The organism is Chitinimonas taiwanensis DSM 18899 (genome assembly GCF_900119825.1).
In the GTDB taxonomy this organism is placed as follows: domain Bacteria; phylum Pseudomonadota; class Gammaproteobacteria; order Burkholderiales; family Chitinimonadaceae; genus Chitinimonas; species Chitinimonas taiwanensis.
The window spans coordinates 157,631-181,398 of sequence record NZ_FPKR01000002.1 but is presented as its reverse complement, the minus strand read 5'-3'; the positions used below and the strand labels follow the sequence as shown (position 1 = coordinate 181,398).

The window sequence follows — 23,768 nt, the reverse complement described above, 5'->3', positions numbered from 1 at the left end:
CGTCAGTCAGAGGCGGGTTGGAGTGGGGGCGCAAATTGCCAGGCCTGCGCCAGCAAGGCATCGATGGCGGCCAGAGCCTGGCTGCAGCGTTGCGCGGGGCTGCCGTGCAGTTCGCGCCAGGGCACGGGCTGCGCGGCTAGCTCGCTGCGAAAGCGCTGGTTCATCCAGCTACGCAGGTGCTCGCCATCGCGCAGGCCATCGTCCTCAAACGGCACGCCCTGCTCGCTGGTCAGCAGGTAGAGCGCACGCGGCGGCATGGCTGCGGCAAGCGCGGCGACTTGCTCGGAAGGGTAGCCCATATAGCGCTCATGCCAGATGCGCGTAGCCAGTGCATCGGTGTCGCAGATCAGCACCGGGCTGCCCGCTGCGGCTGCCTCATCCTCGCGCTGGCACTGCATGCGCGCCACCTGGCTGAAGTCCTCGCTGTGCCAGGCAATCGCCTCGGGGCCGGCATCCGGCTGACTGGCGCGCGCCAGGGCAAGCAGATTCCAGCTGTATTCGCGCCCATATTCGGCTACCCAGCGCGTGCGCGTCCATACGCCGCCGCGCGCGCGCAGCGCCTCGGCCAGATCGCGCGCCAGCGTGGTGGTGCCGGTGGACTCGGCGCCCACCACCACCACGCGCAGCGCCAGCCCCGCCTGCACGGCTGGCACCAGCTGGTCCCAGTGTGTCAGCGGGTCGGCCCGCACGGCCGTGGCCGATATCGGATACAGCGTGCGCGCGGGATCGAGGCAGACCGGGGCGGCGGAAAACTGCCGCGCCAGCTCGGTGCCATAGGGCTCGGAGCTGAACACCGCGTCCACGGCGGGTGCCGCGCCATACAGACGGTCGGCCTGGCGAATGGCCTGGCGCATGATGTCCACATGCGCGGCCCAGATCTGCGGGCAGGCATAGTCGATCGGCACATCGTCGAGTTCGGCCACGATGCGTACTTGGGGCAGATCGGCGAGGCTCGCACGTAACCAGGCCAGGCGCGCGGCCAGGGGGATCGATTCCACGCTGGCGCCCAACAGGCCGACGGTGACCTGCCGGCAATGCGCAGCGGCGGTGCGGATCAGGTAGTCATGCCCACGGTGCGGCGGGTAGAACTTGCCGATGATCAGCCCATGCGCATAGATCAGACGGCTCATGCCGCGGCACCCAGCGGACGCGCTTGCGCGAGGCTGCGCCAGTGCCACCAGCCCTTCAGGCAGATCAGCAGGAAGATCGCGTACAGGGCGGCGATCAGCGGCAGGCCGCGGCTCCAGTAGAGCGGAATCGACACGATATCGACGGCGATCCACCAGGCCCAGCTTGAGGTCTGGCGGCGGTTCAGCTGCCACTGCGCGCATAGGCTCAGCGCGGTGATCAAGGCATCGATCGGTGGTGCGCTGCCCTTGAGCGCCAGCAGCAGCTGCCACAGCAGCAGCGTGATCAGGCCCGCGCTGGCCAGCAGCAATAGCTGTTCGCGCAGGCTGGTGGCGAGCACGGGCGCCGCGGCTTGGCGCTGGCCGTGCAGCAGCCATTGGCGCCAACCCAGCACCGCCAGGACGATGAAGACGATCTGCAGGCCGGCATCGGCAAACAGGCGCTGCTGCAGGAAGACGAGGCCGAGAATCGCGCTATTCAGAATGCCGGCCGGGAAGTTCCAGATATGGGCGCGCGCAGTCAGCCACACGCACAGCAGGCCAGTGGCAAAGCCGAGCATATCGCCGGCCGACATCGGCATGCTGCCGACAAAGAATAGCGGGGCGGTCAGGGTGCTCAGAATGTCGGGCATGCGCGTGTTGGTTTGGTTGAAGAGGGGCGATGCTTGGCCGAGGGGCCGTCGGTGGGCGCGCGCTCAGTCGTCCTGCTGCTTGCGCTCGAAGTAATGGAGCTGGCGGCGCCATTTCTTGGTCGGGCGGCCGCGGACATCGGGGTGGTCGAATACCGGTTCGAGCTTGGCCTGGGTGGCGCGCAGCAGGCGGGCAGCGGCGCTGGCTTCGGTTTCGGCATACAGCTGCTGGGCCACGCTGGCCGGGCCGCGTTGCTCGCTCAGGCCCAGCACGGTCACGATGAACTCGCCGCCTGCATTGAGGATGCGCAGGCTGTCACCCGCTTTCACGCTGCGCGCGGGCTTGGCGCGTTCGCCATTCAGATGCACATGGCCGGCATCGATGGCGCTGCTGGCCTGGCTGCGCGTCTTGAAGAAGCGCGCGGCCCATAGCCATTTATCCAGGCGTACGCCTTGCTCACTCATGCTCGGGCGCGAAGCCGGCGCTATCGGCCGGGTTGAAGCGCAGGGTCTGGCCGCGTAGCGCCTGGCCGGCCGGGCCGAGCAGGTAGAGGAAGGCGGGCAGCATATCGGCCGGCAGCGGCAGTGCATCGACATGTTCGGCCGGGTGGGTCTTGGTGCGGAAGGGCGTGCGCACCGGGCCGGGCACCAGCAGGTTCACGCGCGGGAAGGGCGGCTTGTCCCATTCGTCCGCGGTGATGGTGGCCAAGGCAGCCTGGCCGGCCCGCGTGGTGGCGAAGCCGCCCCAGTAGGCCTTGGGCTGCAGACCGTGCTGCTCGCCCACGAACAGGATGCTCGCGTCGTCCGCACGCTTGAGCAGGGGCAGACAGGCGCGGTTGATGGCAAACGGTGCGGCCACATTGATACGGTACATATCGACCCACTCTTCCAGCTTCTGGTTGACCAGCGGCGACAGGTGGTTGAAGCCATTCGCACAGTGCAGGATGCCATCGAGCCGATCGAATTCCTTCCAGATCAGATTGGCCAGGTTCACGCAGTCCTGGTCGGTCAGCTTGGCCAGGTCGAGCGGAATGGCGGCCGGCTTGGGGCCGCCAGCGGCCTCGATCGCGTCGTACAACTTGCCGAGTTTCTTCTCGTTGCGGCCGACCAGGATCACCGTCGCGCCATGAGCGGCAAAGGCCTTGGCGGCCGCCTCACCCAGGCCCTGGCCGGCGCCGGTGACCAGGATCACCCGGTCTTTCAGGTAGTCGGCGGGGGCGTGGAAGTCTTGCCAAGCATGCATGTCTGCAGGTCCAGTCTGGTACGAGTAGGAAAAGTGTGTGCGGCGCGACCCAGCTAAATGGCGTACGCGCCGTATCCAAAGGCGGCGCGCAGTTTAACACGCGGCACTTTCCCGCCTTTGATCTGCCATAACAGTCTTGCATTCTGGCCGTATCGGCATCAGCTTGCTGTACTTACCCCAAGCGAGGAAGGCAACCATGGATAAAGTGGTCAAAACCGACGCCGAATGGCGCGCCCAGCTCAGCGACACCCAGTACCGCGTGACCCGCCACGCGCATACCGAGCCGCCGTTCAGCGGCATCTACTGGGATACCACCACGGCAGGCAGCTACAACTGCATCTGCTGCGGTACGCCGTTGTTTGTTTCGCAGACCAAGTTCGACGCGGGCTGCGGCTGGCCGAGCTTCTGGCAGGCGCTGCCCGGCGTGGTGAACGAGCGGCGCGATACCAGCCACGGCATGATCCGCACCGAGATTTTGTGCGCAGTGTGCGATGCGCATCTGGGCCATGTGTTCCCGGATGGACCGGGACCGGATGGTCTGCGCTACTGTGTGAACTCGGCCTCCATCGACCTGCAGCCCAAGCCCGAATAAACGCTGCCGCTGGGCGCCCAAAGCCCGGCGGCGCTAAAATCGGCCTTATCGACTCTTCAAGGACTTCCCCATGTATATCGTGGTTACCGGCGCGGCCGGCTTCATCGGCTCGAATCTCGTCAAGGCACTCAATGCGCGCGGTATCAGCGACATCATCGCGGTGGACAATCTGAAGAAGGGCGACAAGTTCAAGAATCTGGTCGATTGCGAGATCGCCCATTACATCGACAAGAACGATTTTATCGAGCTGCTCGACGCCGGCGATTTCGATGGTGAAATCCAGGCCGTGCTGCACCAGGGCGCTTGTTCCGACACCATGGAACAGGACGGCCAGTACATGATGGACAATAACTACCAGTACTCGCTGGCCCTGCTCGACTATTGCCAGGCCGAGGAAATCCCCTTCATCTTTGCGTCCAGTGCCTCGGTTTACGGCGCCGGGCGCGTGTTCAAGGAAGAGCGCGAATTCGAAGGCCCGCTCAATGTGTATGGCTACTCGAAATTCCTGTTCGACCAGATTGTGCGTCGCCGCTGGGATGAGCTGACCGCCCAGGTAGTTGGCCTGCGCTACTTCAATGTGTATGGCCAGCGCGAGAACCATAAGGGCCGCATGGCTTCGGTTGCCTATCACCATTTCCACCAGTACCGCGAGCATGGCAAGGTCAAGCTGTTTGCCGGTTGCGATGGCTATGCCGATGGCGATCAGCGCCGCGATTTCGTGTCGGTGGAAGACGTGGTCAAGGTCAATCTGCACTTCCTCGACAACCCCAAGCAGTCGGGCATCTTCAACCTCGGCACCGGCCGCGCGCAAAGCTTCAACGAGCTGGCCGCCGCCAATGTGAATGCCTGCCGTCGCCATGAAGGCAAGGAAGCGCTGCCGCTCGCCGAGCTGGTCGCCCAGGGCATCATCGAATACATCCCCTTCCCGGAAGCCTTGATCGGCAAGTACCAAAGCTATACCGAGGCCGATATCGGCAAGCTGCGCGCCAGCGGCTACAAGGGCGAGTTCTACACGGTGGAAGAGGGCGTGAGTCGCTATATCGACTGGCTGTACGCGCGCGCCTGAGCTTGCGTTATGTGTTGAGCAGAACGGGCCTCCCATCGCGGAGGCCTTGTTGTTTTTTGCCCCGGCGTAGGACTTGTCGCGAACCTGTCATATGGCGGCGCTAAGGTTCGGCCGTTTTGTTCAACCGCCCTCTAACAGGAAATCCTCATGCAAGTTCGCCTTGTCGCCGCCGCTGTGCTGGCCGCCTTTGGCGTGGCCACCCAGGCCGCCGAAGCCTTTGAGATCGATACCCCGGAACACGCCCATATCGCCTCGGTGGAACGCTATACCGTGCAGATTCCGGCCAGCGAGCAGATTGCCTACACCGGCAAGTTCGCCAGCGCCTTCCCGCAAGGCCTGCACCCGGCATTCGGCTCCGGCCTGCGCTTCAAGGGCTATGGCAAGGATGCGTCGCTGAGCTTCTGGGCGATTACCGACCGCGGTCCGAATGGTGATGCCCCTAAGGTGCTGAATGGCGACAAGAAGTCGCCCAGCAAGATCTTCCTGGCCCCGGACTTCGCGCCGCGTATCGGCCAGATCAATGTGCAGTTGGCCGATGCGGCGCGCCTGGTGAGCAGCATGCCGCTCAAGCAGGATGGCAAGGCCATCAGCGGCCGCCCGATCAGCCCGGAAAACACCGGTTCCTCGAAGGAAATCCCGCTGTCCGATACGCTGGCCACGCTGAAATTCGACGACTTCGGCATGGACCCGGAAGGCATCGATTTCGACTCGGCTGGCAATCTGTGGATTTCCGATGAATACGGCCCCTTCATTGCCCAGGTGGATGCCAAGAGCGGTGAGTTCATGCAGCAGTACCTGCCGGGCGCCGGCCTGCCTGAAGTACTGGGCGAGCGCCAGGCCAATCGTGGCATGGAAGGCATTGCGCTGACCCCCAAGGGGCTGGTGGTGGGCCTGATCCAGTCCACGCTGGATATCAAGAAGGAAACCAAGGGCTCCGCCCAATTCATCCGTCTGGTGGTGCTGGACCCGAAGACCGGCGACACCCAGATGTATGCCTACCCGCATGATGTGAAGGAATACAAGAAGAGCGGCGACGCCAAGATGGGCGATATCGTCGCCATCGACGAGACGCGCTTTCTGGTCATCGAGCAGGGTAAGGACAAGAACAAGCAGATGCGCAATGTCGTCTACCTGATCGACATCAAGGGCGCCCAGGACCTGAGCAAGGTCAAGCTGGCCAATGGTAAGGAACTGGAATACGCCGATGCCAAGCAGCTGGAGGCCTTCAAGGAAGGTGGCGAAGTGAGTGGTACGAGCAATATCGTTTCCGCTGGCGCCAGCAGCAGCTTCAAAATGGCCAAGAAGACCCGCCTGTTCGATCTGCGCGAGATCGGCTGGACGGCCGAGAAGGCAGAGGGCTTGGCCGTGGTGGGCGACCTGGGTAAGTTCGGCGATGCGACCGAGATTGCCATCATCAATGACAATGATTTCGGCCTGAAGGCCAGCATCAATGCCAAGGAAAGCGACCCGGAGGAATACGCGGTCGACAAGGCCGGCAAGCTGGTGGACGACAAGGGCAATGCGGTGAATGCCGAGCTGCGCATCGCTCAGGGCGAAGAGCGCGACACCCAGCTGTGGATGATCCACCTGAAGAAGCCGCTCAAGGACTACTTCCCCAAGTAAGCCTGCCTGGTTTGCGCTGATGGTTCGACATGCCCCGCCCCGTGCGGGGCATGTGCATGCTGGGGCGGGCGATATGCAAATGCCGATCGGCCTTTTGGGCTGCTCGCCTTGGGCGGGTAGAATGCGCGCTTCGATTGGAGCGGCGCGCATGTATCAGACCCTGGAAGATTTTGTCGGCAACACCCCCTTGGTGCGTCTCAAGCGCCTGCCCGGCCAGACCAGCAATGTGGTGCTGGCCAAGCTGGAGGGTAATAACCCGGCCGGCTCGGTCAAGGACCGCCCGGCGCTGAGCATGATCCGACGTGCACAGGCGCGTGGCACCATCCAGCCCGGCGATACGCTGATCGAGGCCACCAGCGGCAATACCGGCATTGCGCTGGCCATGGCGGCAGCCATGATGGGTTACAAGATGCGCCTGATCATGCCCGAGCACCTAAGCATAGAGCGGCGCCAGACCATGAAGGCCTTCGGCGCCGATATCGTGCTGGTGAGCCAGAAGGAAGGCATGGAAGGCGCGCGCGATCTGGCCGAACGCATGCGCGACGCGGGCGAGGGCATCATCCTCGATCAGTTCGCCAACCCCGATAATCCGCTTGCTCATTACGAAAGCACCGGCCCGGAACTCTGGCGCGATACCCAGGGCCAGATCACCCATTTCGTCTCCAGCATGGGTACCACCGGCACCATCATGGGCACCGGGCGCTATTTGCGCGAACAGAACCCGGCCGTGCAGATCGTCGGTGTGCAGCCGATTGATGGCGCGCAGATTCCCGGCATCCGCAAATGGCCGGCGGAATACGTGCCCAGCATCTGCGATTTCAGCAAGATCGATCGCATCATGGAAGTCAGCCAGGAAGAAGCCGAAATCATGACCCGTCGCCTGGCGGCCGAAGAGGGCATCTTCGCCGGCATCAGCTCAGGCGGCGCCATGGCCGCTGCGCTCAAGCTGTCGGCCGAGGTGGAGAACGCTACCATTGTCAGCATCGTCTGCGACCGCGGTGACCGCTATCTATCGACCGGGGTGTTCCCGGCCTGAGACCAGGCTGAACGCAAGCAAGGCAGCTCACGCTGTCTTGTTCCTCGCTTGTGCCCGCGCGATCATGGCGTGCTTGCCCGCATGGCCTTGGCGGCCGCTGCCATTGCATCCTCGGGCTTACCCTTCTGCTCGGCTATCTGGATCAAGGCCTGCGGTAGCGCGCCCCAGAATTTGCTCATCTCCAGATTGGACGGCATGGGGCGGCCAAAAGTCACCCCGTCCATGGAGATGCGGATATTCGGGTCGCGCATCAAGGCCCAGAACAGGCGCTTGTTCAAGGGCACGCCGATAGGCTTGTCGGCATTCATGGTCTTGAGCCCGGCTTCCTTTAGCACATACTCCTCCAGGAACTTCACTGCCGTGGCCTGATTGGGCGAACCGGCAACCAGCATGGCACCCAGTACACCAACAAAAGGGCGTGCCGGCTTGCCGTCCACCGTAGGCAGCGGTGCCACGCCGAAGTCGATGCCGGCTTCGCGCAGCGCACTCCAGGCCCAGGGGCCGTTGATCCACATCGCTTGCTTGCCTTCCTTCATGGCTTTTTCCGCATCGCCATACGGCAAGCCACCCTTGGGCAGTACGCCGCTAGTGATGAAGCGGTTGAGCAGCTGCACACCCTTGAGTGCACCTGCATTGTTGACCCCGATATCGGCCGGATCGTAATCGCCGGCCTTGTTGCGAGCGAAGACATAGCCGCCATTGGCGGCCAGCAGCGGCCAGGTGAAGTAGGCATTCGTATAGTCCCAGCCAATGGCCCTCACTCCTTGCGCCTGCAAGCCCTGGTGCAGGGCTTCGATCTCCTCGAAGCTGGCGGGTGGCTTGCTGACCAGCTTGCGGTTGTAGATCAGCATCACGGCTTCGGCCCCGACCGGATAGCCCCATACCTTGCCGCCCAGGGTGAAGGCATCCCAGCCTACCTTGACCTGCTCCTGCTGCAGGGCCGGCTTGGGCGAGACCGGGCTGATCAGCCCCTTGGCGATCCAGTCGCCGATGCGGTCATGGGCCCAGAACATGATGTCCGGCCCCTTGCCATTCTTGCTGGCGGTCTCAAACGCGCTACCCAGATCGTCCGGGTGCTCGACCTTGGCGGGAATGCCGGTGTCCTTGCTGAAGCGGTCGGCAATCTGCTGCAGGCCGCCATAGGCCTTGTCGGCATTGATCCAGATCAGCAGCTTGCCGGCCTCGGCAGCGGTGACCGGGGCATGGAGGACAAACAGGCAGATGAGGCTGAGCATGAGGCGCATGATGGTGATTCCTCTGTGAGGGCAGTCGGCGTACTGGCGGCTTGGCATCGTGCAGCGCTGCCTACTGGAAGCGATAGCGCGAAATGGCCACACCCATTTCGCCCGACAGGGCATGCAGGCCGTTGGCTTCCCCGGCCGCATCGCGGGCGGCGGCGGTGCTTTGCTCGGCCATGCTGGCAATCCGCTCCACCTGCTGCGAGATCGAGGTGCTGGCGGTGCTCTGCTCATGGATGGCATCGGTGATATCGCGTACTACGGCGACCGTGTCGCCGGCCGAGCTGCGAATGATTTCCATCGCCGTGCCGGCAGCCCGTGCCGAGGCGACCCCTTCCTGCACGGTGGTCACCGTTTGCCGCATGCGCTGGCTGACGTCATCGCTGCTGTGCTTGACCTTGGCCACCAACTCGGTGATTTCCTGCGTGCTTCTGGCGGTGCGTTCGGCCAGTCCGCGCACCTCATCGGCCACCACGGCAAAGCCACGCCCATGTTCGCCCGCCCGTGCCGCTTCAATGGCCGCATTCAAGGCCAGCAGATTGGTCTGCTCGGCCACCTCGCGTATCACGGCAATCACACTGCCTATCTTGGCCGTCTCGGCCTCGAGCAGGCGCAGGCTTTGCTCGGTATCGTCCACCTGGCTGGCAATCTGGCTGAACTGGCGCACCGAGGTATTGACCACCTCCGCACCCTCGCTCGCCTGCTGGCCAGCGCCGGCCACCAGGCCAGCCGCATCCTGGGCACGCTGGGCGACATGGTTGATGCTGACCGTCACCTCTTCCACCGCGGCGGCCATGGCGGCGGCGGAATCACTCTGCGTGCTGGCATCGTCCGACAGGGCCTGCGAGGTGGCGCGCATGCGCTGCGACGCCTCGCCCACGCCTTTGGCCAGGCCCGCAAGCTGGGCGAAGGATTCGCGCAGCGCGTCACTCATGCGGTTGAAGGCGGCAACCGTCTGGCCGATCTCGTCATTGCCACTGGCCGGCATCTTGCGGGTGAAGTCCAGCGAGGCGCCGATCTCCACCACTGTGTCGCGCAGCGCATTCATACGCCGGCTGATGGCATTGCTGAGCATCCATCCCAGACCCGCCATCAAAGCGGCCGCCAACACGATGACCCCGATCAGCACGCCAAAGGCCGCCTTATAGGTCTGCGCCGCACCGTCGCGGCTATCGCTGACGCGCTGGCTGGCCTCGCTGACCAGCCCACCCAGGGTTTCCACGGTCAGCTGGGCGGCATCTTCGATATAGGGGCTGACCGCCAGCTCCATGGCCGCCTCGGTCTGGCCATTGCGCGAGCGCGCCAGCGCGGTTTCGCACACCAGGAAATAGCTGGCCATGATGTCGCGGAACTCGGCTAGGCGAGTCTTGGCCTCGCTATCAGGCATCGTGCTCAGGAAGCTGGCCAGATCGGCATCCAGCTTGCTCACCCCGCCCTTCAGCTCGCTGTCGAGGGCCGCCTTGCGGTCCGGGTCAGGGTCGGCGATATGGCGAAAGACCAGCGTACGCAGGGCGTGATAGCGGGCCTCGAAGCCCTTGATGGCGAGCAGGGCCGGGACTTCCCGCTCGGTGACCTGCCCAACGGTCTGCTGCATCTGGCCCAGCTGGAAGAGGCCGAATACGCCGACGATCAGCAAGGCCAGGATGGCGCCGCCAATCAAGCCGGCCAGGCGTGCACGGATACTCATGTCGTCCCCTTATTGATCTGATGAACTGCTGCTTATTCATAGACCGCGGAGACCGGTGTCGCGATGGGGATTGCCAGGCAGCGGGGCTAACGCCCCTGCACGGGCGTAGACGGGTGTGGAGGGGCGTCAGCATGCCGTCATGGTGTGCGCAGCGGGACGGCCGGACTATCCGTCCCTGGCGCTAGCTCAAGCCTCTTGCTTGTCGGCCTGCGCCATCTTCAGCTGCATCAACAGCGCATGCAGCATCTCGGTCGACAGGCCGTGCAGCACCAGCCGGTAGCCGGCGCGCAGCGTGCTCTGTGGCACCAGCGGATGCTTGTTATTGAGCAGGATCAGGTGCTGGGGCGCGTTGAGGATGGTGGCCGCGTACACGCCAATGGTTTCGTCCAGCTGCAGCGAGTTGGCCGCGCGCCAGAAGTCGTTATCGGTGAGGAAGAGCTGGTAGATCGGGGTAAAGCACTCGATGGCGGTCTGCAGATCGACCTTGTTCAGGGCACCGTGCGGAAAGTCCTCCAGCTGGATGGGCGGCTCGACGATCATGCTGAAGTCGGGCGCCGCCACCGGGCCCAGCTGCTGTTCGGTAAAGCGCAGCGCCTGGTTCAGGCGGATCACGAAATTGAACAGATTGAGGTCGTGCTTGAGGAAAAGCTCGTCCTTCAGGTCGTCGAGCACGATGGGGCGCAGCGGCGCCGTGTCTACGGGCACTGGTGAGTTTTTCGCGATGAATTCGAGAATCTGCCCGCCGAGGTGGAAGTGACGCATCACCAGCCAGTTGGCCTCGGGTGAGACCAGGCGCTTGAGGCCTTCGGCCAGCAGCCAGTGCAGAAAGCGCGATGCGGCCCAGCGGCGTGGCACGAAGACCTTGATCACCTGGATCAGCACGATCAGCGTGCGTGCCAGCGGGCGAATGAAGGGCAGCAGGAACTGGCGCGCCAGCGAGCTGGAGTCGGCCAGCCAAGCCTGCTTCACATGGTCGGGCAGTGGGGTACTCTGGTCGAGATAGAGCGCCAGCCAGGGATTGGGATCGCGCGTGTCGTGCTCGTGGGCAAGGAAGTCGGGCAGGCGTTTCATCTCAGGCGTCCAGGATGTGCTCGAACTGCATCAGATAGAGCTGGGTGGTACGGCGCGCGGTGGCGAGGATGGCTTCGGCCGCCTTCGGTTCGATGCTGAGCACGATTTCCACCGCCGCCAGCCAGCGCGCCAGATGATGCTCGTCGTTGGCGCCATGGTAGTCGAGAAAGCGGAAGGCGCTCGGTGGCAGGTCCACCTGTTGGCGCAACAGCGGCAGGAGCGCGGGCACGATGCGCTGACCGGTGCCCTCGATCACATAGATAGCGCCTAACAGGCCCAGCGGGTTCTCGCTGGCGGCCAGCGCATGCAGATAGCTATTGAGCGCCTCGCCACCCGGATTGCGCCGCAGCGCATCGAGCGGCTGGGTGCCGCCGGCGGCCTGGTAATCCTGGTAGAGGATCATGAAGTCGTTCTGCTCGTCGCCCGCGTGGGTCTCGATCAGCGCGCCCAGCTCGGCAAACGGGCCGGTCAGCGAGGCGACCGCTTCGCGCATCCATTTACTGCCTTCGCGTACCTGAGGCACCCATTGCGCGGTCCAGCGCTGGTAGTCGGCCACGCTGAACTGGCCGGCCACCAGCTTGTGAATGACTGGGCTGCGCCAGACGGCCGAGCGGTAGTCATGCCAGATGCCGGCCAGCTGGGTCAGCAGCGGTTGCAGCTGGCTGGGCGCGCCGGCTGGGTCGTGCGGGGCGGCGATGGCGGTGGCTGGTGCGCCGGGGCGGGTAGCCGCAGGCGTCGTGGTGGGCTGGGCCAGCGGCGCGGATGCGTCTTCCACTTCCAGCAGCATATAGGCGGCGCTGATACGACCCGATTCGGGAATGAAGCAGAGGATCTTCTCGCCGGCTTTCAGGCTATGGGTATCGAGGAACTCGGCCAGCATGATAAAGATGGAGGCTGCGCCGGTATTGCCGCGTGTGCGCAGATTGCTGTACCAGCGCTCACGGGCAATCGACAGGCCGGCTTTGTCGAGTAGTTCCTCCACCACCGGGATGAATTTCTCCGAGGAGTAATGGCACAGGAAGTGGTCGACCTCACCGGCCTTGACCCAGCCGGCTTCCACCAGCTTCACATATTCATGGATGGACACATCAAAGAGATGCGGCAAGAGGCGGATGTCCTGACGCAGCGACAGCGCACCGGCGGCTTCGGCCTCGCTGGCGGAGGGATAGTCGAGGAAGGACGTGCTGCGGTCCTGGCTCAGGCCCAGTTGCATGCATACCGGGTAATCGCCGGCAAAGCTTTGCTGGTGTATCCAGTTCAGCTTCAGGCGCAGGCCGCCGCGCCCGCTGGGGCTGTCGGTCAGCAGCAGCGCACCGGCGCCGTCCGACAACATCCAGCGCAGGAAGTGCGCATCGAAATCGCTATCGTAGCCACGTGGGCCAAAGCGGCTGCGCTTGAACATGCGCGAGGGCATTTCAGCCGCCAGCGCCAGCGCCTGGCGATGCGCGCCCAGCTCGATGCCCTGGGCCGCATGCTGGATCGCACTGACCCCGGCCGCACACACGCCCTGGCTCGACAGCGTGCTCATCGGCGGCGCACCGAGTTCGCCCTGGATCATGTTCGCAAAGCCCGGCATCAGCGCATCGCCGCCCGAAGAGCCTACGCTGAGCAGCGACACATCACCAAGCCCGGCCTGCGCGCGCGCCAGGCAATCATGCACGGCTGCGGCGGCGAGCTGAGCATGGCTGATCACGGTATTGCCCTCGGCATCGATGCCGTAGTGGCGCGTCGCAATGCCGTTTTCGGCCAGGATGCGCGCCTTGATGCGCCCGGAGATGCGGTTGAGCGGGGCGATATAAGCATCCATCGCCTCATTGCTGATGGCGGGGCCGGGCAGGTGGTAGCCGGCGGCCTCGATATACACACGGTTGAAACGGGTAGGCATCAGTTTTCCTCGTGACGCATCAGCGTGCGGCTGCGCAGGCGCGGCCAGAACAGGCTGAGCAGATAGGTTTTGAACATATACGGGACAAGGCCGCCAGCCTGCAGGCGCGGATCGAGCCGCGCTTGGTAGTGGGCATGCAGGGCCGGTAGTTGCGACCAGTGCACGCGTGGGTGCAGATGGTGGGCGGTATGCAGGCCGATATTGAACAGCAGCGGGTTGAGCGCGCCGTTGAAATTGCGCGCGAAATCAAGACGCGAATGGCCATCGGCATGCGCATGCTGCAGATAGTTGGTGGCCAAGAGCCAGTGCAGGCCGTGCAGCTGTGGAAGCAGCACCAGCAGCAGCCACAGACGCCAGTCCAGCCAGGCCAGCACGGACCAAGTCAGCAGCACGGCCGCATACTGCTGCAGGCAGTAGCGCCAAGCGCCGGGATGATGGCGGCGTAACCGCAGCAGCCAGCGCAGGAACAGCGGGTAGAGCACACCTATCGCCTGTAAGGGGTGGAGCAGATAGCCGAGCAGATGATTGCTGTCGCCACCGAAGCGATAGGTGCGTGCGACATCCCGCGGGCCATGGTGGTAGCGGTGGTGATTGGCATTGTGCGCGACATGGAACACAAAGGTCGGATGGCCTTGCAGCACGCTGAGCCAGATATCGCTGAGCCGGTTCAGGCGCTTGCTGCGCCACATGGGCAGATGCGCGTGGTTGTGGTGGATGACACCGATACCGAGGGTCAGGAAGAGCTGCAGGCTATACAGCGGCCAGCTCAGTCCATGCTGCCATTGCCACAGCACCAGCGCGGGCTGGACGAGCAGATAGACGAGCGACTGCAGATCGCGCCAGTTACGCAGCATGCGTGCCTTGCTTGGCGGCGTGGCGGTCCAGCTGCGGCTTAGCCGCATCAGGCGGCAGCGCAGTACCGAACAGGCGGTCCATGAAGGGGAACATGAAGCCGTAATTACCCTGATAGCAGGCGTGGTGCAGATGATGGCGGCGCGCGCCATTCAGCCACCAGCGGTCGCGGTCGAAATCGGGCAGGAAGTCGTAGTTCGAGTGGCCGATATTGTTGAACACGATGCTGAACACCGGCACGGCCAGCAGCGACCAGACCGCGAAATCGTGTACCAGCATGGGCAGTAGAATCACATTCCCCAGCATCAGCGCTTCGATCGGGTGGAAGGCATAGGTCGACCAAGGCGTGACCACAATGGAGCGGTGATGGGGCAGATGAAAGCGACGCAGCCAGCGGCTGTGCAGCAGCCAGTGGTTCACATAGAAATGGATTTCGTTCCACACCACCAGCACGGCGATCTCGGCCACGATGCGCAGTGCACTGGGTGCCACCGCCAGCTGCGCCCAACCGAGCTGCAACAGCCCCCAGGGAAAGATACTGCCGGTGCCGAACAGCAGCACCGACAAGGCGGACAGTCCAAGCTCGCGGCGCAGTTGGCCGGCCCCCAGTGGTCGCGGATCGAGCTGGCCGCCGTGGCCGAGGCGCGGCATCAGCCAACGGGTCAGCCAGAGATTGAGCGCACCAAAGCCCAGGTAGAGCGCGGCAAAGAAGGCGCAGCCCCACAGCATGATCTGCTGCCAATCAAAGCCAAGAATCAGTTCGCGCATGGTGTACCCCGGATAGATGCCGGCCGCTTTGTAACAAGGTCGCCATGCTGCCGTCATCCTCTGCTTGAGGGAAGGGCAGTATTACGCCTTGTGGCGGCGCTGCCGCAACCCGACACGGCGCTGGGGAAATCCCCGCCTTGAATGGCGGTGCTGGCTTGGGTAAATTCATAGGATGATTGGATGAATTGAGGTGAGTATGGCCGATAGCAAGGTATTTCGACGTTCACTGGTCGAGCAGGTGGCCGACCTGCTGCGCGAGCGGATCGCCGCTGGCGACTGGCCGACCGGCACGCGTATTCCCACCGAGCCCGAGCTGGTGGAGCTGAGCGGTGCGAGCCGCAATACGGTGCGCGAAGCCGTGCGCGCGCTGACCTTTGCCGGCGTGCTGGAAACCTGCCAGGGCGATGGTACGTATGTGCGCAACCGCATCGACCCGAGCGCCACCATGCGTGCGCTGGGCCGCGCCAGCCTGCGCGAACACCTGGAGCTGCGCAGCCTGCTGGAGGTGGAAGCGGCCCGCCTGGCGGCGCTGCGCCGCAGCCCAGCGGAGCTGGCCCAGCTGGCGGCGCTGCTGGCCGCACGTGGTGACCGCGCGCCCGATGCGGCGGGCCTCGCGGACTTTATCGAGCGCGATGTGCGCTTTCACCGCCAGATCGCCGCCATGGCCGGTAATGCGGCGCTGGCGCAGCTGTATGACTTCTTCGCGGTCAGCATCGAGCAGCACCTGGCAGACGCGCTACAGGACAAGGCGCTGCCCGAGCCCGGCCATGCCGAGCACGCGGCAGTGGTCGCGGCGATTGCCGCTGGTGATGCGGAAGCGGCCGCGGCTGCCGCACGCCAGATCAGCGGGCCGACCCTGGCCCGGCTTGCCACGGAGCAGGTGCGATGAGCAGCACAAGCAAATCAGCCTGGCTGCTATTGGCCGGCATGGTGCTGGTTGGGCTTAATCTGCGCCCGGCCCTGTCCAGCATCGCCCCGGTGCTCAGTGCGGTACGCGAGGGCGCCAGCCTGTCGGCGGCCGGTGCCGGCTTGCTGACGACCTTGCCCGTGCTTTGCCTGGGCCTGTTCGCTCCGCTGGCGCCTTGGCTGGCGCGCCGTATCGGCGCCGAGCAGACCATCCTGGCCGTGCTGCTGGTGCTGATGGCGGCCTTACTGCTACGCCCGTTCAGCGGCGTGGCCGGGCTTTTCCTCGGCACCGTGCTGGCCGGTGCCTGCATCGGCATCGGCAATGTGCTGCTACCGGCCATCGTCAAGCGTGAATTTGCCCACAAGGTGGGGCCGGTAACCGGGCTGTACACGATGGCGCTGTGCCTGGGTGCCGCGCTGGCGGCTGGCGCCACCGTGCCGGTGCAGAACCTCGCCAATGGCGACTGGCGCCCGGCGCTGGCCTTCTGGGCGCTGCCGGCCCTGATTGCCGCCTTCGCTTGGTGGCCACAGCTGCGCCAGCACCGCGAAATCCGTAGCAGCGGCCATGTGGGTGGGCTGTGGCGCGATCCGCTCGCCTGGCAGGTCATGCTGTATATGGGCAGCCAGTCTTCGCTGTCCTACTGCGTATTCGGCTGGCTGCCCACCATCCTGTCCGAACGCGGCATGACCCCGCTGGCGGCCGGCTTCATGATGTCGCTGTCGGTGCTGGTCCAGCTGAGCAGCGCGCTGGCCGGTCCCTGGCTGGCCACGCGTGGGCGGGACCAGCGCGCGGCGATTGCGCTAGTGCTGGGCCTCACCCTGGCTGGCCTCTTGGGCTGCATCTATGCGCCGCTCGAACAGGTGTGGATCTGGGCGGTGGTGCTGGGTCTGGGGCAGGGCGGTACGTTCAGCATTGCGCTGACCTTGATTGTGCTGCGCGCCAGCGATGCCCAGGTGGCGGGCGAGCTATCCGGCATGGCCCAGGGCGGCGGCTACACGATTGCCGCACTCGGCCCCTTCCTGGTCGGGGCGCTGCATGAATGGACGCATGGCTGGCATGCGGTGGCACTGCTCTTCGTGGTGATCAGCGTGGTCGCGCTGCTGGCTGGTCTGGGTGCCGGGCGCAATCTGCATGTGCGTGCAGGTGGTGGGGCGCATTAAGACCTTGCTGGTGGCGGCGTGGGCCGCCACCTGACTAGGCGGGTTTGAGGGCCAACAAGGCCTGGCCCAAGGTGTGCACGAGGCGCGGTGTGGAGGCTGGGCCGCCGAACGGCCACAGGCCAGCCGGCAGCTCGGCCATGCGTCCGGCGCGGATGGCGGGCACGCGCTGCCAGACCGGGTCCTGCACCAGCTTGCTGCGCCCATCGCTGAGCAAGGCAATGCTGGTCTGCAGGGTCAGCAGGTCTTCCACCGTCTTCGTTTCCACGCCTTGGCGCGCGGGGGTATCGAGCCAGGGCCCAGTCAGGCCCAGCGCTTTCTGAATGCCGCCCGGCACGCTATTGCCGGCAAATGCCCACATCTGCGACACCCCACCGATGCTCTGCAGGATGGCCAGCGGCTGGCCGGCCCAGCCGGCCCGCGCCAGCGCCGCGCGCTGTTCGGCCAGCGCCTGGTCCAGTCTTACCAGATCGCGCTCGGCCGCGGCCTGCAGCTCGACCGCCTGGGCGAACTGGCGGTAATCGGCATACACGCTGGCTAGGCCGTCCAGCTCGGGCGAGGGCAGCAGCAGGGTGGGGGCGATACGGCTGAACAGGCCGTGCAGGCTGGCATGCCGGAAGTCCACCCCGACTATCAGGTCCGGCTTCAGCCGCGCCATGGCTTCCAGCGAAGGCTGCTGACGGCTGCCCACATTGGCCACGCCGGCGAGCTGCGCCTTGCCATAGCCGACCCAGCGCGCATAGCCCTTGGCATCGGCCACGCCCACCGGGCGCAGGCCCAGGGCCAGCGCCATTTCGGTGGCGTGGTACTCAAGGGTGATCACGCGCGGCTGGCTGGCCGCGCGGGCCAGCAGGGGGGCGCCAGCCAGGGCGCCGGCGGCGAGCAGAAAGTGACGACGATCAAGCTTCATGGTGCCATTTGTCCAGCAAGGTGGTCAGTTCGCCGCGGCTGAGCGTGCACAGATGCGGGCAGGTCGCGCAGTACACGATGCCGGGAATCTCATGCCGCAGGCAGCAGTGGCGGCGTAGCCGCGTGGGTTCATTCATCAGCTCGGGCAGCAGCGGGGCGATGTAGTGGACCGGGTTGCGCAGCGGGTTGCGCTGTCCGTCTGGCCAGTTGGCCGCCTCCAGCAGCGCGCTGCGGTCCTCGGCCAGCCAGGCCGGTGCCTGTGGCAATTGGGCCAACTGGCTGAAGATGGCTTCGAGCAGATTGCCGACGTTATTCCACAGCACGCGCGCCGAGACGCGCCCATGCTTGGCCAGCGCAGTGATCAGCGGGGCCAGATGCCCGACCAGCAGCGGCAGCCAGCGGCTGGCGGTGTCGGCATCGTTCGGTAGCGGCGCCCCGGCGTGCGGGTAACGGAAGGCGGCCACCTCGCCCAGCGCATTCAAACGCAGGCTCAGCTCGCTAGCGGCCTGGGGCAGACGCCAGCCGGCCACCACCATCAACCCGGCCTGCGGAATCAGCAGATTGGCCAGATAGCGCTTCAGCCATTGCGACACCAGTGCGCGGCGTGGCGCACCCGGATGGCGCGCCGCATACGCGGCCAGTGCCTGGTTTAGCGTGTCCGGCTCGCCCAGCTGGTCGGCCGGTATATCGGCCGCTTCGGGCGCGGCGTCGAGCAGCACACAAGCCGCATACGGCGCCAGCGGGCCTTGCAGCCACTGGCGTGGGTCGAGGGCCGCGCTCATGCCAGCTTGCGGCTGCGTGCCAGCAGCCAGAGGAAGTAGGGCGCGCCGATAAAGGCGGTGATGATGCCGAAGGGCAGATCGCGCGGGGCGAGCAGGTTGCGCGCCAGCAGGTCAGCCAGCGCGCAGATCAGTGCGCCGAGCAGTACGGCCAGCCACAGGCGCGGCTTGTGCCGGCCGGCACCCAGCAGGCGGGCAAAATGCGGTGCGACCAGGCCGACGAAGCCCACCGGCCCGGCGGCAGCCACGGCTACCGCGGTAAACAGCGTGGCCAGGGCCAGTGCGCCAAAGCGCGTCGGCCGCACGGCCAGGCCCAAGCTGGCCGCGCTTTCATCACCCAGTCCCAGGATGTCCAGCCCGCGCGCCAGGCGCAGCGCCAGCGGCAGCAGAATCAACATACCGGCCAGCAACAGCGCCGCATCGGCCCAGCCGCGCCCATAGCTGCTACCGGCCAGCCAGGTTACCGCACTGGCCACCTGCAGCTTGGCCTGCGCGACCACCAGGGTGCCAAGCGCCCCGCCCAGCGTGGCCAGGCCCATGCCGGCCAGGGCCAGCTGCATCGGTTCCCAGTCGTGGCGGCGGCTGATCCATAGCAGCGCACCCAGCACGGCAGCCGCACCACCGAGCGCGAACAGCAGGCGCACCAGCAGGGCTGGCTGGTCGAACACGGCCAGCGCCAGCAACACGGCCAGCGCTGCGCCCTGGCTCAGACCCATCAGCTCGGGGCCGGCCAGCGGGTTGCGCACCACGCCCTGCAGCAGCACGCCGGCCGCGGCCAGCAGCGCGCCGGCCAGCATGGCCACCGCGATGCGTGGTGCGCGCAGATCAAACAGCAGGGCGGCGAGGCCACCCGGCTCGCGCCAGACGCTCAGCCAATCCTGTGGGCTAAGGCGCAGGCCCAGTGCGGCGATCAGCAGCAGTGCGAGCACGAGCAGGCCGTACAGCAGCGGCAGGCTGCGTCGCCGCCCGAGCGCTTCGCCCACCTGGGCCGGCAGCTGGCGATGGCCCTGGCGGGCGATCAGCCACAGCAACAGCGGGGTGCCAGCCAGTGCAGTCGCCACACCCAGCGGCAGCAGGCTGCGGCTGGTATCGGCCAGCCAGTCGGCTGCCGGGTCGGCCAGGGCCAGGATCAACGCGCCGGCCAGGCCGGCCGCTGGCAGCAGGCGCGCGGGTTTGTGCAAGCCCAGCAGGCGTAGCAGATTCGGCGCGATCAGCCCGACCAGGGCAATCGGGCCGGCCAGGGTGACGGCCACGGCGGACAGCAGCGTGGCGATCAGCAGCAGGCGGCGGCGGAAGCGTGCCACATCAAGGCCCACGCTGGCGGCCGCATCGTCGCCCAGCGCCAGCAGCTGCAGGGCCTGACGGCCGCGCCAGGCCAGGAAGACCGCCAGCGCAAACCAGGGCAGGCTGGCCTGCACGCCGCGCCAACCGGGCTGGAATAGCGAACCGGCGCTCCACAGTGCCACGCCGGCCACGTTCTGGTCGAAGAGGACCATGAGCAGGCTGACCACGGCCGATAAGAGCAGCGACACCACGGTGCCGGCCAGCACCAGCGTGAGCGGATGGGCGCGCCAGCCACCCGCCACCACGAAGCACAGTGTCACGGCCAGTAAGGCGCCGCCGAACACGGCCGGCACGGCGGCCAGAGCCAGGCTGGGTGGCAGCAGCACGGCCACGATCAGGCCGATCTGCGCACCGGCGGTAACACCGAGCACGCTGGGCGAGGCGAGCGGATTACGCGATAGCGCCTGCAAGAGGCAGCCGGCCATGCCCAGCGCGGCACCGGCCAGCAGGGTGGCCGTGAGGCGCGGCAGGCGCAGCTGCTGCAGGGCAATGAGAAAGGTATCGGTATCGATGCGGCCGGACAGCCAGCTGAGCACGGTGGCGCGGCTGGCCGGCAGTGGGCCGAGCAGGCTCCAGGTCAGCGCCAGGCCAAGCCCGGCGAGCAGCCAGAGCGGCAGCTGCTGCGGCGTGGGGCGCAGGCTTACACGCATGCGGCGGCCTCGCTGGGCTGGCTGGCCAGGCGTGGCAGGCAGACGGGCTGACCATCGACGAGGCCGCGCCACATCGGCACGCCGAACACGGCTTCCAGCGTGGCCGGTGTGGCCACCTCGGCCGGGCTGCCAGCGGCGGCAATGCGACCCGCCTGCATCAGCACCATATGGTCGGAAAAGGCGGCCGCCTGGTTCAGGTCGTGCAGCACCCAGACCACGGTCAGGCCGTGGCTGTGGTTGAGCGCCCGCACCAGCTGCAGCACTTCGATCTGGTGACGCACGTCGAGGAAGGTGGTCGGCTCGTCCAAGAGCAGCACGCGGCCGCCCTGGGCCAGCGCCATGGCAATCCAGGCACGCTGGCGCTCGCCGCCCGATAGTGCAGCCAGCTCGCGTTCGCGCAGTGCATCCAGCTCGGTGGTGCTGATCGCCCAATCGATCCAGCGCTGGTCTTCGCGGCTGACCCGCTCGCCCAGGCCGGTGTGCACGAAGCGCCCGCAGGCGACCAGTTCGGCCACCGTCATGCCGGCCGGGGTCAGCGAGGACTGCGCGAGCATGGCCATGCGCCGCGCGCGCTCGGCCGGGCTCAGGCTGCTCACCGCTTCCTCGCCCAGCCAGGCGTGGCCGCCCACCGGCTTGATCAGGCCGGCCAGGGTCTTCAGCAGCGTGCTCTTGCCGCAGCCATTCGGCCCGCACAGCGCGCTGACCTTGCCCGCCGGGAAGCTGACATCCAGCTGCTGCAGGATATTCACCCCGGCCAGGGAGACCGAGAGTTGCTCGGCGCGCAGGCCGGCGGGGGGGAGGGTGGCGGTATGCATGGCGTAGGCAGGCGCGCGCCGCGGCATGGTGGCGGCGGCGCTAAAGCATTAAATGAGAATGATTATACGAATGATTTGCTGGCGAGGCGAGCGCCAGACCAGGCAGGGGCGGTGGGCCGAGTAGGCGCAAAGCCTTGCCCATGGCCGCACGGCGGCGCGCTGCGTGCCGCCGTGGTTTACTGGCTGGCGGCCGCCAGGGCCGAATCCTTATCCGCCGCTTCGGTTGCGTTGGACACGCTGGCGTCGTTGAAGCCGAGCCGGCCTACGAAGGGCAAGCGCAGACCGGGGCTGTTCAGGTCCACGCCGAAGTTCAGGCCGAGCAGATTGAATTCCAGCCCCTCCTGCCAACCCAGGCTCATGCCGAGCAGGCCCAGGACCGAGAGCTGCAGGCCCGAGCCGGAGGGCGAGATGCCAAGCGGCCGGCTGACCGGGCGGTAATCCTTGCCAATCGCATTCGCGGGTAGATCGAGCCGCAGCGCCGGCACCTCGCGGCCGATATGGGCGAGGAAGGTATTGCTATTCGGCCCCGGATAGCTGCGATAGGTATCGGCATACGGGTAGCTGGCAATCGCGGCCTCGATCTGGCCTATTAGCGCCTCGACCTGTTCGCCGCGCTGGTCCACCAGCAGGCGCGGCTGTGCGCCGTACCACAGGCCATCGGGCAGTGCGTAATTGCGCTGCACCACCTCAGGCGCGCGCCAGCCCACCACTTCGTAGCGGGTGAAGGCGGTGTCGCCAGCCCGTTTGTAGATGAGCCACGGATGCACGGCAAAGGCACCGCGCCAGCCAAAGGTCGAGGCCACATACACCTGCACGATGGCGGTATCGGCCAGCTGCTGCGGGTCGGGCGCAATACCGGCCGAATGGCGCGGCGCGGTGCGCCAGCTGTGTTGCTTCTGCGCCTCGGGCAGCGCGTCAGCCAGGCTCAGGCCAAAGGACAGGCTGAACAGGACGAGCAGGCCAAGGCCTATGCGCTTCTTGAGTTTCATGGTGCTTCCAGACGGTGGGGATGATGAGCTTAGCGCAGCAGGGTGTGCGCTTGGAAGGCGGCCCATCGCCTGGGTTCCCGCTTGGGGTAGAAATACCGCTAGCAGCCACGGCATACGTGGCGGTGCGCTGGCCCTGCCGTTACACGGCCTTGCGCTTGCCCTTGGGGCGGCTGGTATTGAGCGCAATCGCGGCGCGGATCAGCGCCTTGAACGCATCGGGGTCGATGTGCTGTCCCTCGTGCAGATCAATCGCGCGCCGGGTATTGCCGTCCAGGCTGGCATTGAACAGCCTGTCCGGGTCATCCAGTGCCGCGCCCTTGGCAAAGGTCAGCTTGACCACGGCCTTATAGCTCTCGCCCGTGCAGAGTATGCCCGCGTGTGACCACACCGGCGTGCCCATCCATTTCCACTCCTCGACCACCTCCGGGTCGGCCTCGTGGATCAGTGCGCGCATGCGTGCCAAGGTCTCGCCACGCCAGTCGCCCAGCTCGGCAATGCGCTGGTCGATCAAGGCCGCGGCTGACGCGGTGGTGTTCGTGCTCATGGCTTGCATCGCTTCCTCCTTGGCAGCCCCCGCGCCTATCGCAGGCCTGCTTTTTTGTTTTGATCGCGCGCGGGTAGCTTGGCTGCTGAGCCCGTAGGGCTTACTGCCACCGACAGCCATCTGGCTGCCAGGCGGCATCGTCCTGGGTGAACGCCACCGTCTTGCCATTGCGCAGATTCGTATACACAAAGTCGTATATCCGTGCGCCCTGACTGGTGATCTGGTACTCGCCCGAGATGCGCCCATCGACCACTTCCTGCCAGACCGTAGTGAATTCCCAGGGGCGACCCTCGGGCATATCGGTGGCTTCCGAGCTGCGCAGCACCAGCGGAATCACCGTTTTCGATCCACGGTACTTCACATAGGCCGCGCGCCAGCCGCTGCTGGCCTCGGCAAATGACTTTCACTCAAGCCGTATCGGCTTGCTGCCGCCGCTACTCAGGCAGCGTAGGTCCACCGCTACCGGCTCGGCTGCCTCTGCCGGCAGGCCCAGATTCAGCGCGAGGAACATCAGTGCCAGAAGCCAAGGTACGGCTGCTTGGGGTCGGATGGTGGGCGGATGAGATGGCAGCGTGGTCGTCATGGTTTTTTTGTAGGCCAGAAAATCATCAGGGCGCAGGACAGCAGGGTAGAAATCGTGAAGATGAGCGCGCCATGGATAAACCACGGGATATCGAAGCCGTGGCTGTGAAAGTCACCGATGAAGGCTCCCCCAACCAGGCCAGCCATACCGCTACCTGCTAGGGCGGACAGCCATGCCTGCTGGCGGCTGGCCCGCTGGCTGAGTGTGTACAGCGTCAGGGCCGCCGCGGGCAGGGCGAAGCCGATGATCAGTAGCTGGGGGAAAGCGAGTCCAT

24 protein-coding genes are annotated in these 23,768 nt (G+C 65.8%); 6 read left to right on the top strand and 18 right to left on the bottom strand.

What is annotated here, in order from left to right; translation table 11 throughout:
• Positions 1 to 2 precede the first annotated feature (2 nt).
• The 4 genes from BT173_RS02815 to BT173_RS02800 form a co-directional block, all read right to left on the bottom strand.
• Complete coding sequence (locus BT173_RS02815; RefSeq protein WP_072427105.1) at positions 3 to 1,130, bottom strand: AAA family ATPase; 1,128 nt, start codon at positions 1,128 to 1,130, stop codon at positions 3 to 5.
• A complete protein-coding gene (pnuC, locus tag BT173_RS02810) occupies positions 1,127 to 1,759 on the bottom strand; it encodes a nicotinamide riboside transporter PnuC (protein ID WP_072427104.1) in 633 nt (210 codons plus the stop codon). The genes BT173_RS02815 and pnuC overlap by 4 nt, the downstream gene beginning before the upstream one ends.
• A gap of 63 nt (positions 1,760 to 1,822) precedes the next feature.
• Entirely contained in the window at positions 1,823 to 2,221 is a 399-nt protein-coding gene (locus BT173_RS02805) for an RNA-binding S4 domain-containing protein (protein WP_072427103.1), read from the bottom strand.
• Positions 2,214 to 2,999 carry an SDR family NAD(P)-dependent oxidoreductase gene (locus BT173_RS02800; protein ID WP_072427102.1) on the bottom strand — a complete coding sequence of 262 codons (786 nt, stop codon included), beginning with the start codon at positions 2,997 to 2,999 and terminating at the stop codon, positions 2,214 to 2,216. Before BT173_RS02800 ends, BT173_RS02805 begins: the two co-directional genes overlap by 8 nt.
• Before the next feature lie 196 nt (positions 3,000 to 3,195).
• On the opposite strand from BT173_RS02800, the gene msrB reads away from it, so the two are divergent.
• The 4 genes from msrB to cysM all read left to right on the top strand — a co-directional run bounded on the left by msrB (position 3,196) and on the right by cysM (position 7,316).
• Positions 3,196 to 3,591, top strand: a complete 396-nt coding sequence (gene msrB, locus BT173_RS02795) for a peptide-methionine (R)-S-oxide reductase MsrB (protein WP_072427101.1) — start codon at positions 3,196 to 3,198, stop codon at positions 3,589 to 3,591.
• Between the two features lie 70 nt (positions 3,592 to 3,661).
• Entirely contained in the window at positions 3,662 to 4,657 is a 996-nt protein-coding gene (gene rfaD, locus BT173_RS02790) for an ADP-glyceromanno-heptose 6-epimerase (protein ID WP_072427100.1), read from the top strand.
• Positions 4,658 to 4,804: 147 nt separating this feature from the next.
• Positions 4,805 to 6,280: an esterase-like activity of phytase family protein gene (locus BT173_RS02785; RefSeq protein WP_072427099.1), complete on the top strand. Its 1,476-nt coding sequence runs from the start codon at positions 4,805 to 4,807 to the stop codon at positions 6,278 to 6,280.
• Positions 6,281 to 6,428: 148 nt separating this feature from the next.
• A complete protein-coding gene (gene cysM / locus BT173_RS02780; protein WP_072427098.1) occupies positions 6,429 to 7,316 on the top strand; it encodes a cysteine synthase CysM in 888 nt (295 codons plus the stop codon).
• A 62-nt stretch (positions 7,317 to 7,378) separates the two neighbouring features.
• Here cysM and malE read toward each other — a convergent pair whose 3' ends face one another.
• From malE to BT173_RS02750, 6 genes are all read right to left on the bottom strand, one after another.
• The gene (malE, locus tag BT173_RS02775) at positions 7,379 to 8,560 is read right to left on the bottom strand and encodes a maltose/maltodextrin ABC transporter substrate-binding protein MalE (RefSeq protein ID WP_245794116.1); all 1,182 of its coding nucleotides are present in this window, start codon (positions 8,558 to 8,560) and stop codon (positions 7,379 to 7,381) included.
• A gap of 61 nt (positions 8,561 to 8,621) precedes the next feature.
• Entirely contained in the window at positions 8,622 to 10,241 is a 1,620-nt protein-coding gene (locus BT173_RS02770; protein ID WP_072427097.1) for a methyl-accepting chemotaxis protein, read from the bottom strand.
• 186 nt (positions 10,242 to 10,427) lie between these two features.
• The gene (locus BT173_RS02765; protein ID WP_072427096.1) at positions 10,428 to 11,312 is read right to left on the bottom strand and encodes a DUF6999 family protein; all 885 of its coding nucleotides are present in this window, start codon (positions 11,310 to 11,312) and stop codon (positions 10,428 to 10,430) included.
• A 1-nt stretch (position 11,313) separates the two neighbouring features.
• Positions 11,314 to 13,197 carry a StlD/DarB family beta-ketosynthase gene (locus tag BT173_RS02760; protein WP_072427095.1) on the bottom strand — a complete coding sequence of 628 codons (1,884 nt, stop codon included), beginning with the start codon at positions 13,195 to 13,197 and terminating at the stop codon, positions 11,314 to 11,316.
• Positions 13,197 to 14,051: a fatty acid desaturase gene (locus BT173_RS02755; RefSeq protein WP_072427094.1), complete on the bottom strand. Its 855-nt coding sequence runs from the start codon at positions 14,049 to 14,051 to the stop codon at positions 13,197 to 13,199. Before BT173_RS02755 ends, BT173_RS02760 begins: the two co-directional genes overlap by 1 nt.
• Positions 14,041 to 14,817, bottom strand: coding sequence for a sterol desaturase family protein (locus tag BT173_RS02750; protein WP_072427093.1), 777 nt, complete (start codon positions 14,815 to 14,817; stop codon positions 14,041 to 14,043). The genes BT173_RS02755 and BT173_RS02750 overlap by 11 nt, the downstream gene beginning before the upstream one ends.
• 196 nt (positions 14,818 to 15,013) lie before the next feature.
• Here BT173_RS02750 and BT173_RS02745 point away from each other — a divergent pair, with 196 nt between their 5' ends.
• Entirely contained in the window at positions 15,014 to 15,706 is a 693-nt protein-coding gene (locus BT173_RS02745; protein WP_072427092.1) for a FadR/GntR family transcriptional regulator, read from the top strand.
• Entirely contained in the window at positions 15,703 to 16,884 is a 1,182-nt protein-coding gene (locus tag BT173_RS02740; RefSeq protein WP_072427091.1) for a CynX/NimT family MFS transporter, read from the top strand. The genes BT173_RS02745 and BT173_RS02740 overlap by 4 nt, the downstream gene beginning before the upstream one ends.
• 34 nt (positions 16,885 to 16,918) lie before the next feature.
• Here BT173_RS02740 and BT173_RS02735 read toward each other — a convergent pair whose 3' ends face one another.
• From BT173_RS02735 to BT173_RS19570, 8 genes are all read right to left on the bottom strand, one after another.
• Positions 16,919 to 17,791: an ABC transporter substrate-binding protein gene (locus tag BT173_RS02735; RefSeq protein WP_072427090.1), complete on the bottom strand. Its 873-nt coding sequence runs from the start codon at positions 17,789 to 17,791 to the stop codon at positions 16,919 to 16,921.
• The gene (fhuF, locus tag BT173_RS02730; protein WP_072427089.1) at positions 17,781 to 18,572 is read right to left on the bottom strand and encodes a siderophore-iron reductase FhuF; all 792 of its coding nucleotides are present in this window, start codon (positions 18,570 to 18,572) and stop codon (positions 17,781 to 17,783) included. The genes BT173_RS02735 and fhuF overlap by 11 nt, the downstream gene beginning before the upstream one ends.
• Positions 18,569 to 20,563: an iron ABC transporter permease gene (locus BT173_RS02725; RefSeq protein WP_072427088.1), complete on the bottom strand. Its 1,995-nt coding sequence runs from the start codon at positions 20,561 to 20,563 to the stop codon at positions 18,569 to 18,571. Before BT173_RS02725 ends, fhuF begins: the two co-directional genes overlap by 4 nt.
• The gene (locus BT173_RS02720) at positions 20,554 to 21,378 is read right to left on the bottom strand and encodes an ABC transporter ATP-binding protein (RefSeq protein WP_072427273.1); all 825 of its coding nucleotides are present in this window, start codon (positions 21,376 to 21,378) and stop codon (positions 20,554 to 20,556) included. Before BT173_RS02720 ends, BT173_RS02725 begins: the two co-directional genes overlap by 10 nt.
• Positions 21,379 to 21,554: 176 nt before the next feature.
• Positions 21,555 to 22,367 carry a DUF3750 domain-containing protein gene (locus BT173_RS02715; protein WP_072427087.1) on the bottom strand — a complete coding sequence of 271 codons (813 nt, stop codon included), beginning with the start codon at positions 22,365 to 22,367 and terminating at the stop codon, positions 21,555 to 21,557.
• Positions 22,368 to 22,506: 139 nt separating this feature from the next.
• A complete protein-coding gene (locus BT173_RS02710; protein ID WP_308417548.1) occupies positions 22,507 to 22,911 on the bottom strand; it encodes a DUF1801 domain-containing protein in 405 nt (134 codons plus the stop codon).
• Between the two features lie 100 nt (positions 22,912 to 23,011).
• Positions 23,012 to 23,248, bottom strand: coding sequence for a hypothetical protein (locus BT173_RS02705; RefSeq protein WP_072427085.1), 237 nt, complete (start codon positions 23,246 to 23,248; stop codon positions 23,012 to 23,014).
• 242 nt (positions 23,249 to 23,490) lie between these two features.
• Positions 23,491 to 23,640, bottom strand: coding sequence for a hypothetical protein (locus tag BT173_RS19570; protein WP_175545537.1), 150 nt, complete (start codon positions 23,638 to 23,640; stop codon positions 23,491 to 23,493).
• Between the last annotated feature and the right edge of the window lie 128 nt (positions 23,641 to 23,768).

Coding starts and splice junctions, on each gene's coding strand:
- BT173_RS02815 (WP_072427105.1), bottom strand. CDS start 1,130: ATGAGCCGTCTGATCTATGCGCATGGGCTGATCATCGGCAAGTTCTAC.
- pnuC (WP_072427104.1), bottom strand. CDS start 1,759: ATGCCCGACATTCTGAGCACCCTGACCGCCCCGCTATTCTTTGTCGGC.
- BT173_RS02805 (WP_072427103.1), bottom strand. CDS start 2,221: ATGAGTGAGCAAGGCGTACGCCTGGATAAATGGCTATGGGCCGCGCGC.
- BT173_RS02800 (WP_072427102.1), bottom strand. CDS start 2,999: ATGCATGCTTGGCAAGACTTCCACGCCCCCGCCGACTACCTGAAAGAC.
- msrB (WP_072427101.1), top strand. CDS start 3,196: ATGGATAAAGTGGTCAAAACCGACGCCGAATGGCGCGCCCAGCTCAGC.
- rfaD (WP_072427100.1), top strand. CDS start 3,662: ATGTATATCGTGGTTACCGGCGCGGCCGGCTTCATCGGCTCGAATCTC.
- BT173_RS02785 (WP_072427099.1), top strand. CDS start 4,805: ATGCAAGTTCGCCTTGTCGCCGCCGCTGTGCTGGCCGCCTTTGGCGTG.
- cysM (WP_072427098.1), top strand. CDS start 6,429: ATGTATCAGACCCTGGAAGATTTTGTCGGCAACACCCCCTTGGTGCGT.
- malE (WP_245794116.1), bottom strand. CDS start 8,560: ATGCGCCTCATGCTCAGCCTCATCTGCCTGTTTGTCCTCCATGCCCCG.
- BT173_RS02770 (WP_072427097.1), bottom strand. CDS start 10,241: ATGAGTATCCGTGCACGCCTGGCCGGCTTGATTGGCGGCGCCATCCTG.
- BT173_RS02765 (WP_072427096.1), bottom strand. CDS start 11,312: ATGAAACGCCTGCCCGACTTCCTTGCCCACGAGCACGACACGCGCGAT.
- BT173_RS02760 (WP_072427095.1), bottom strand. CDS start 13,197: ATGCCTACCCGTTTCAACCGTGTGTATATCGAGGCCGCCGGCTACCAC.
- BT173_RS02755 (WP_072427094.1), bottom strand. CDS start 14,051: ATGCTGCGTAACTGGCGCGATCTGCAGTCGCTCGTCTATCTGCTCGTC.
- BT173_RS02750 (WP_072427093.1), bottom strand. CDS start 14,817: ATGCGCGAACTGATTCTTGGCTTTGATTGGCAGCAGATCATGCTGTGG.
- BT173_RS02745 (WP_072427092.1), top strand. CDS start 15,014: ATGGCCGATAGCAAGGTATTTCGACGTTCACTGGTCGAGCAGGTGGCC.
- BT173_RS02740 (WP_072427091.1), top strand. CDS start 15,703: ATGAGCAGCACAAGCAAATCAGCCTGGCTGCTATTGGCCGGCATGGTG.
- BT173_RS02735 (WP_072427090.1), bottom strand. CDS start 17,791: ATGAAGCTTGATCGTCGTCACTTTCTGCTCGCCGCCGGCGCCCTGGCT.
- fhuF (WP_072427089.1), bottom strand. CDS start 18,572: ATGAGCGCGGCCCTCGACCCACGCCAGTGGCTGCAAGGCCCGCTGGCG.
- BT173_RS02725 (WP_072427088.1), bottom strand. CDS start 20,563: ATGCGTGTAAGCCTGCGCCCCACGCCGCAGCAGCTGCCGCTCTGGCTG.
- BT173_RS02720 (WP_072427273.1), bottom strand. CDS start 21,378: ATGCATACCGCCACCCTCCCCCCCGCCGGCCTGCGCGCCGAGCAACTC.
- BT173_RS02715 (WP_072427087.1), bottom strand. CDS start 22,367: ATGAAACTCAAGAAGCGCATAGGCCTTGGCCTGCTCGTCCTGTTCAGC.
- BT173_RS02710 (WP_308417548.1), bottom strand. CDS start 22,911: ATGAGCACGAACACCACCGCGTCAGCCGCGGCCTTGATCGACCAGCGC.
- BT173_RS19570 (WP_175545537.1), bottom strand. CDS start 23,640: ATGGCTGGCCTGGTTGGGGGAGCCTTCATCGGTGACTTTCACAGCCAC.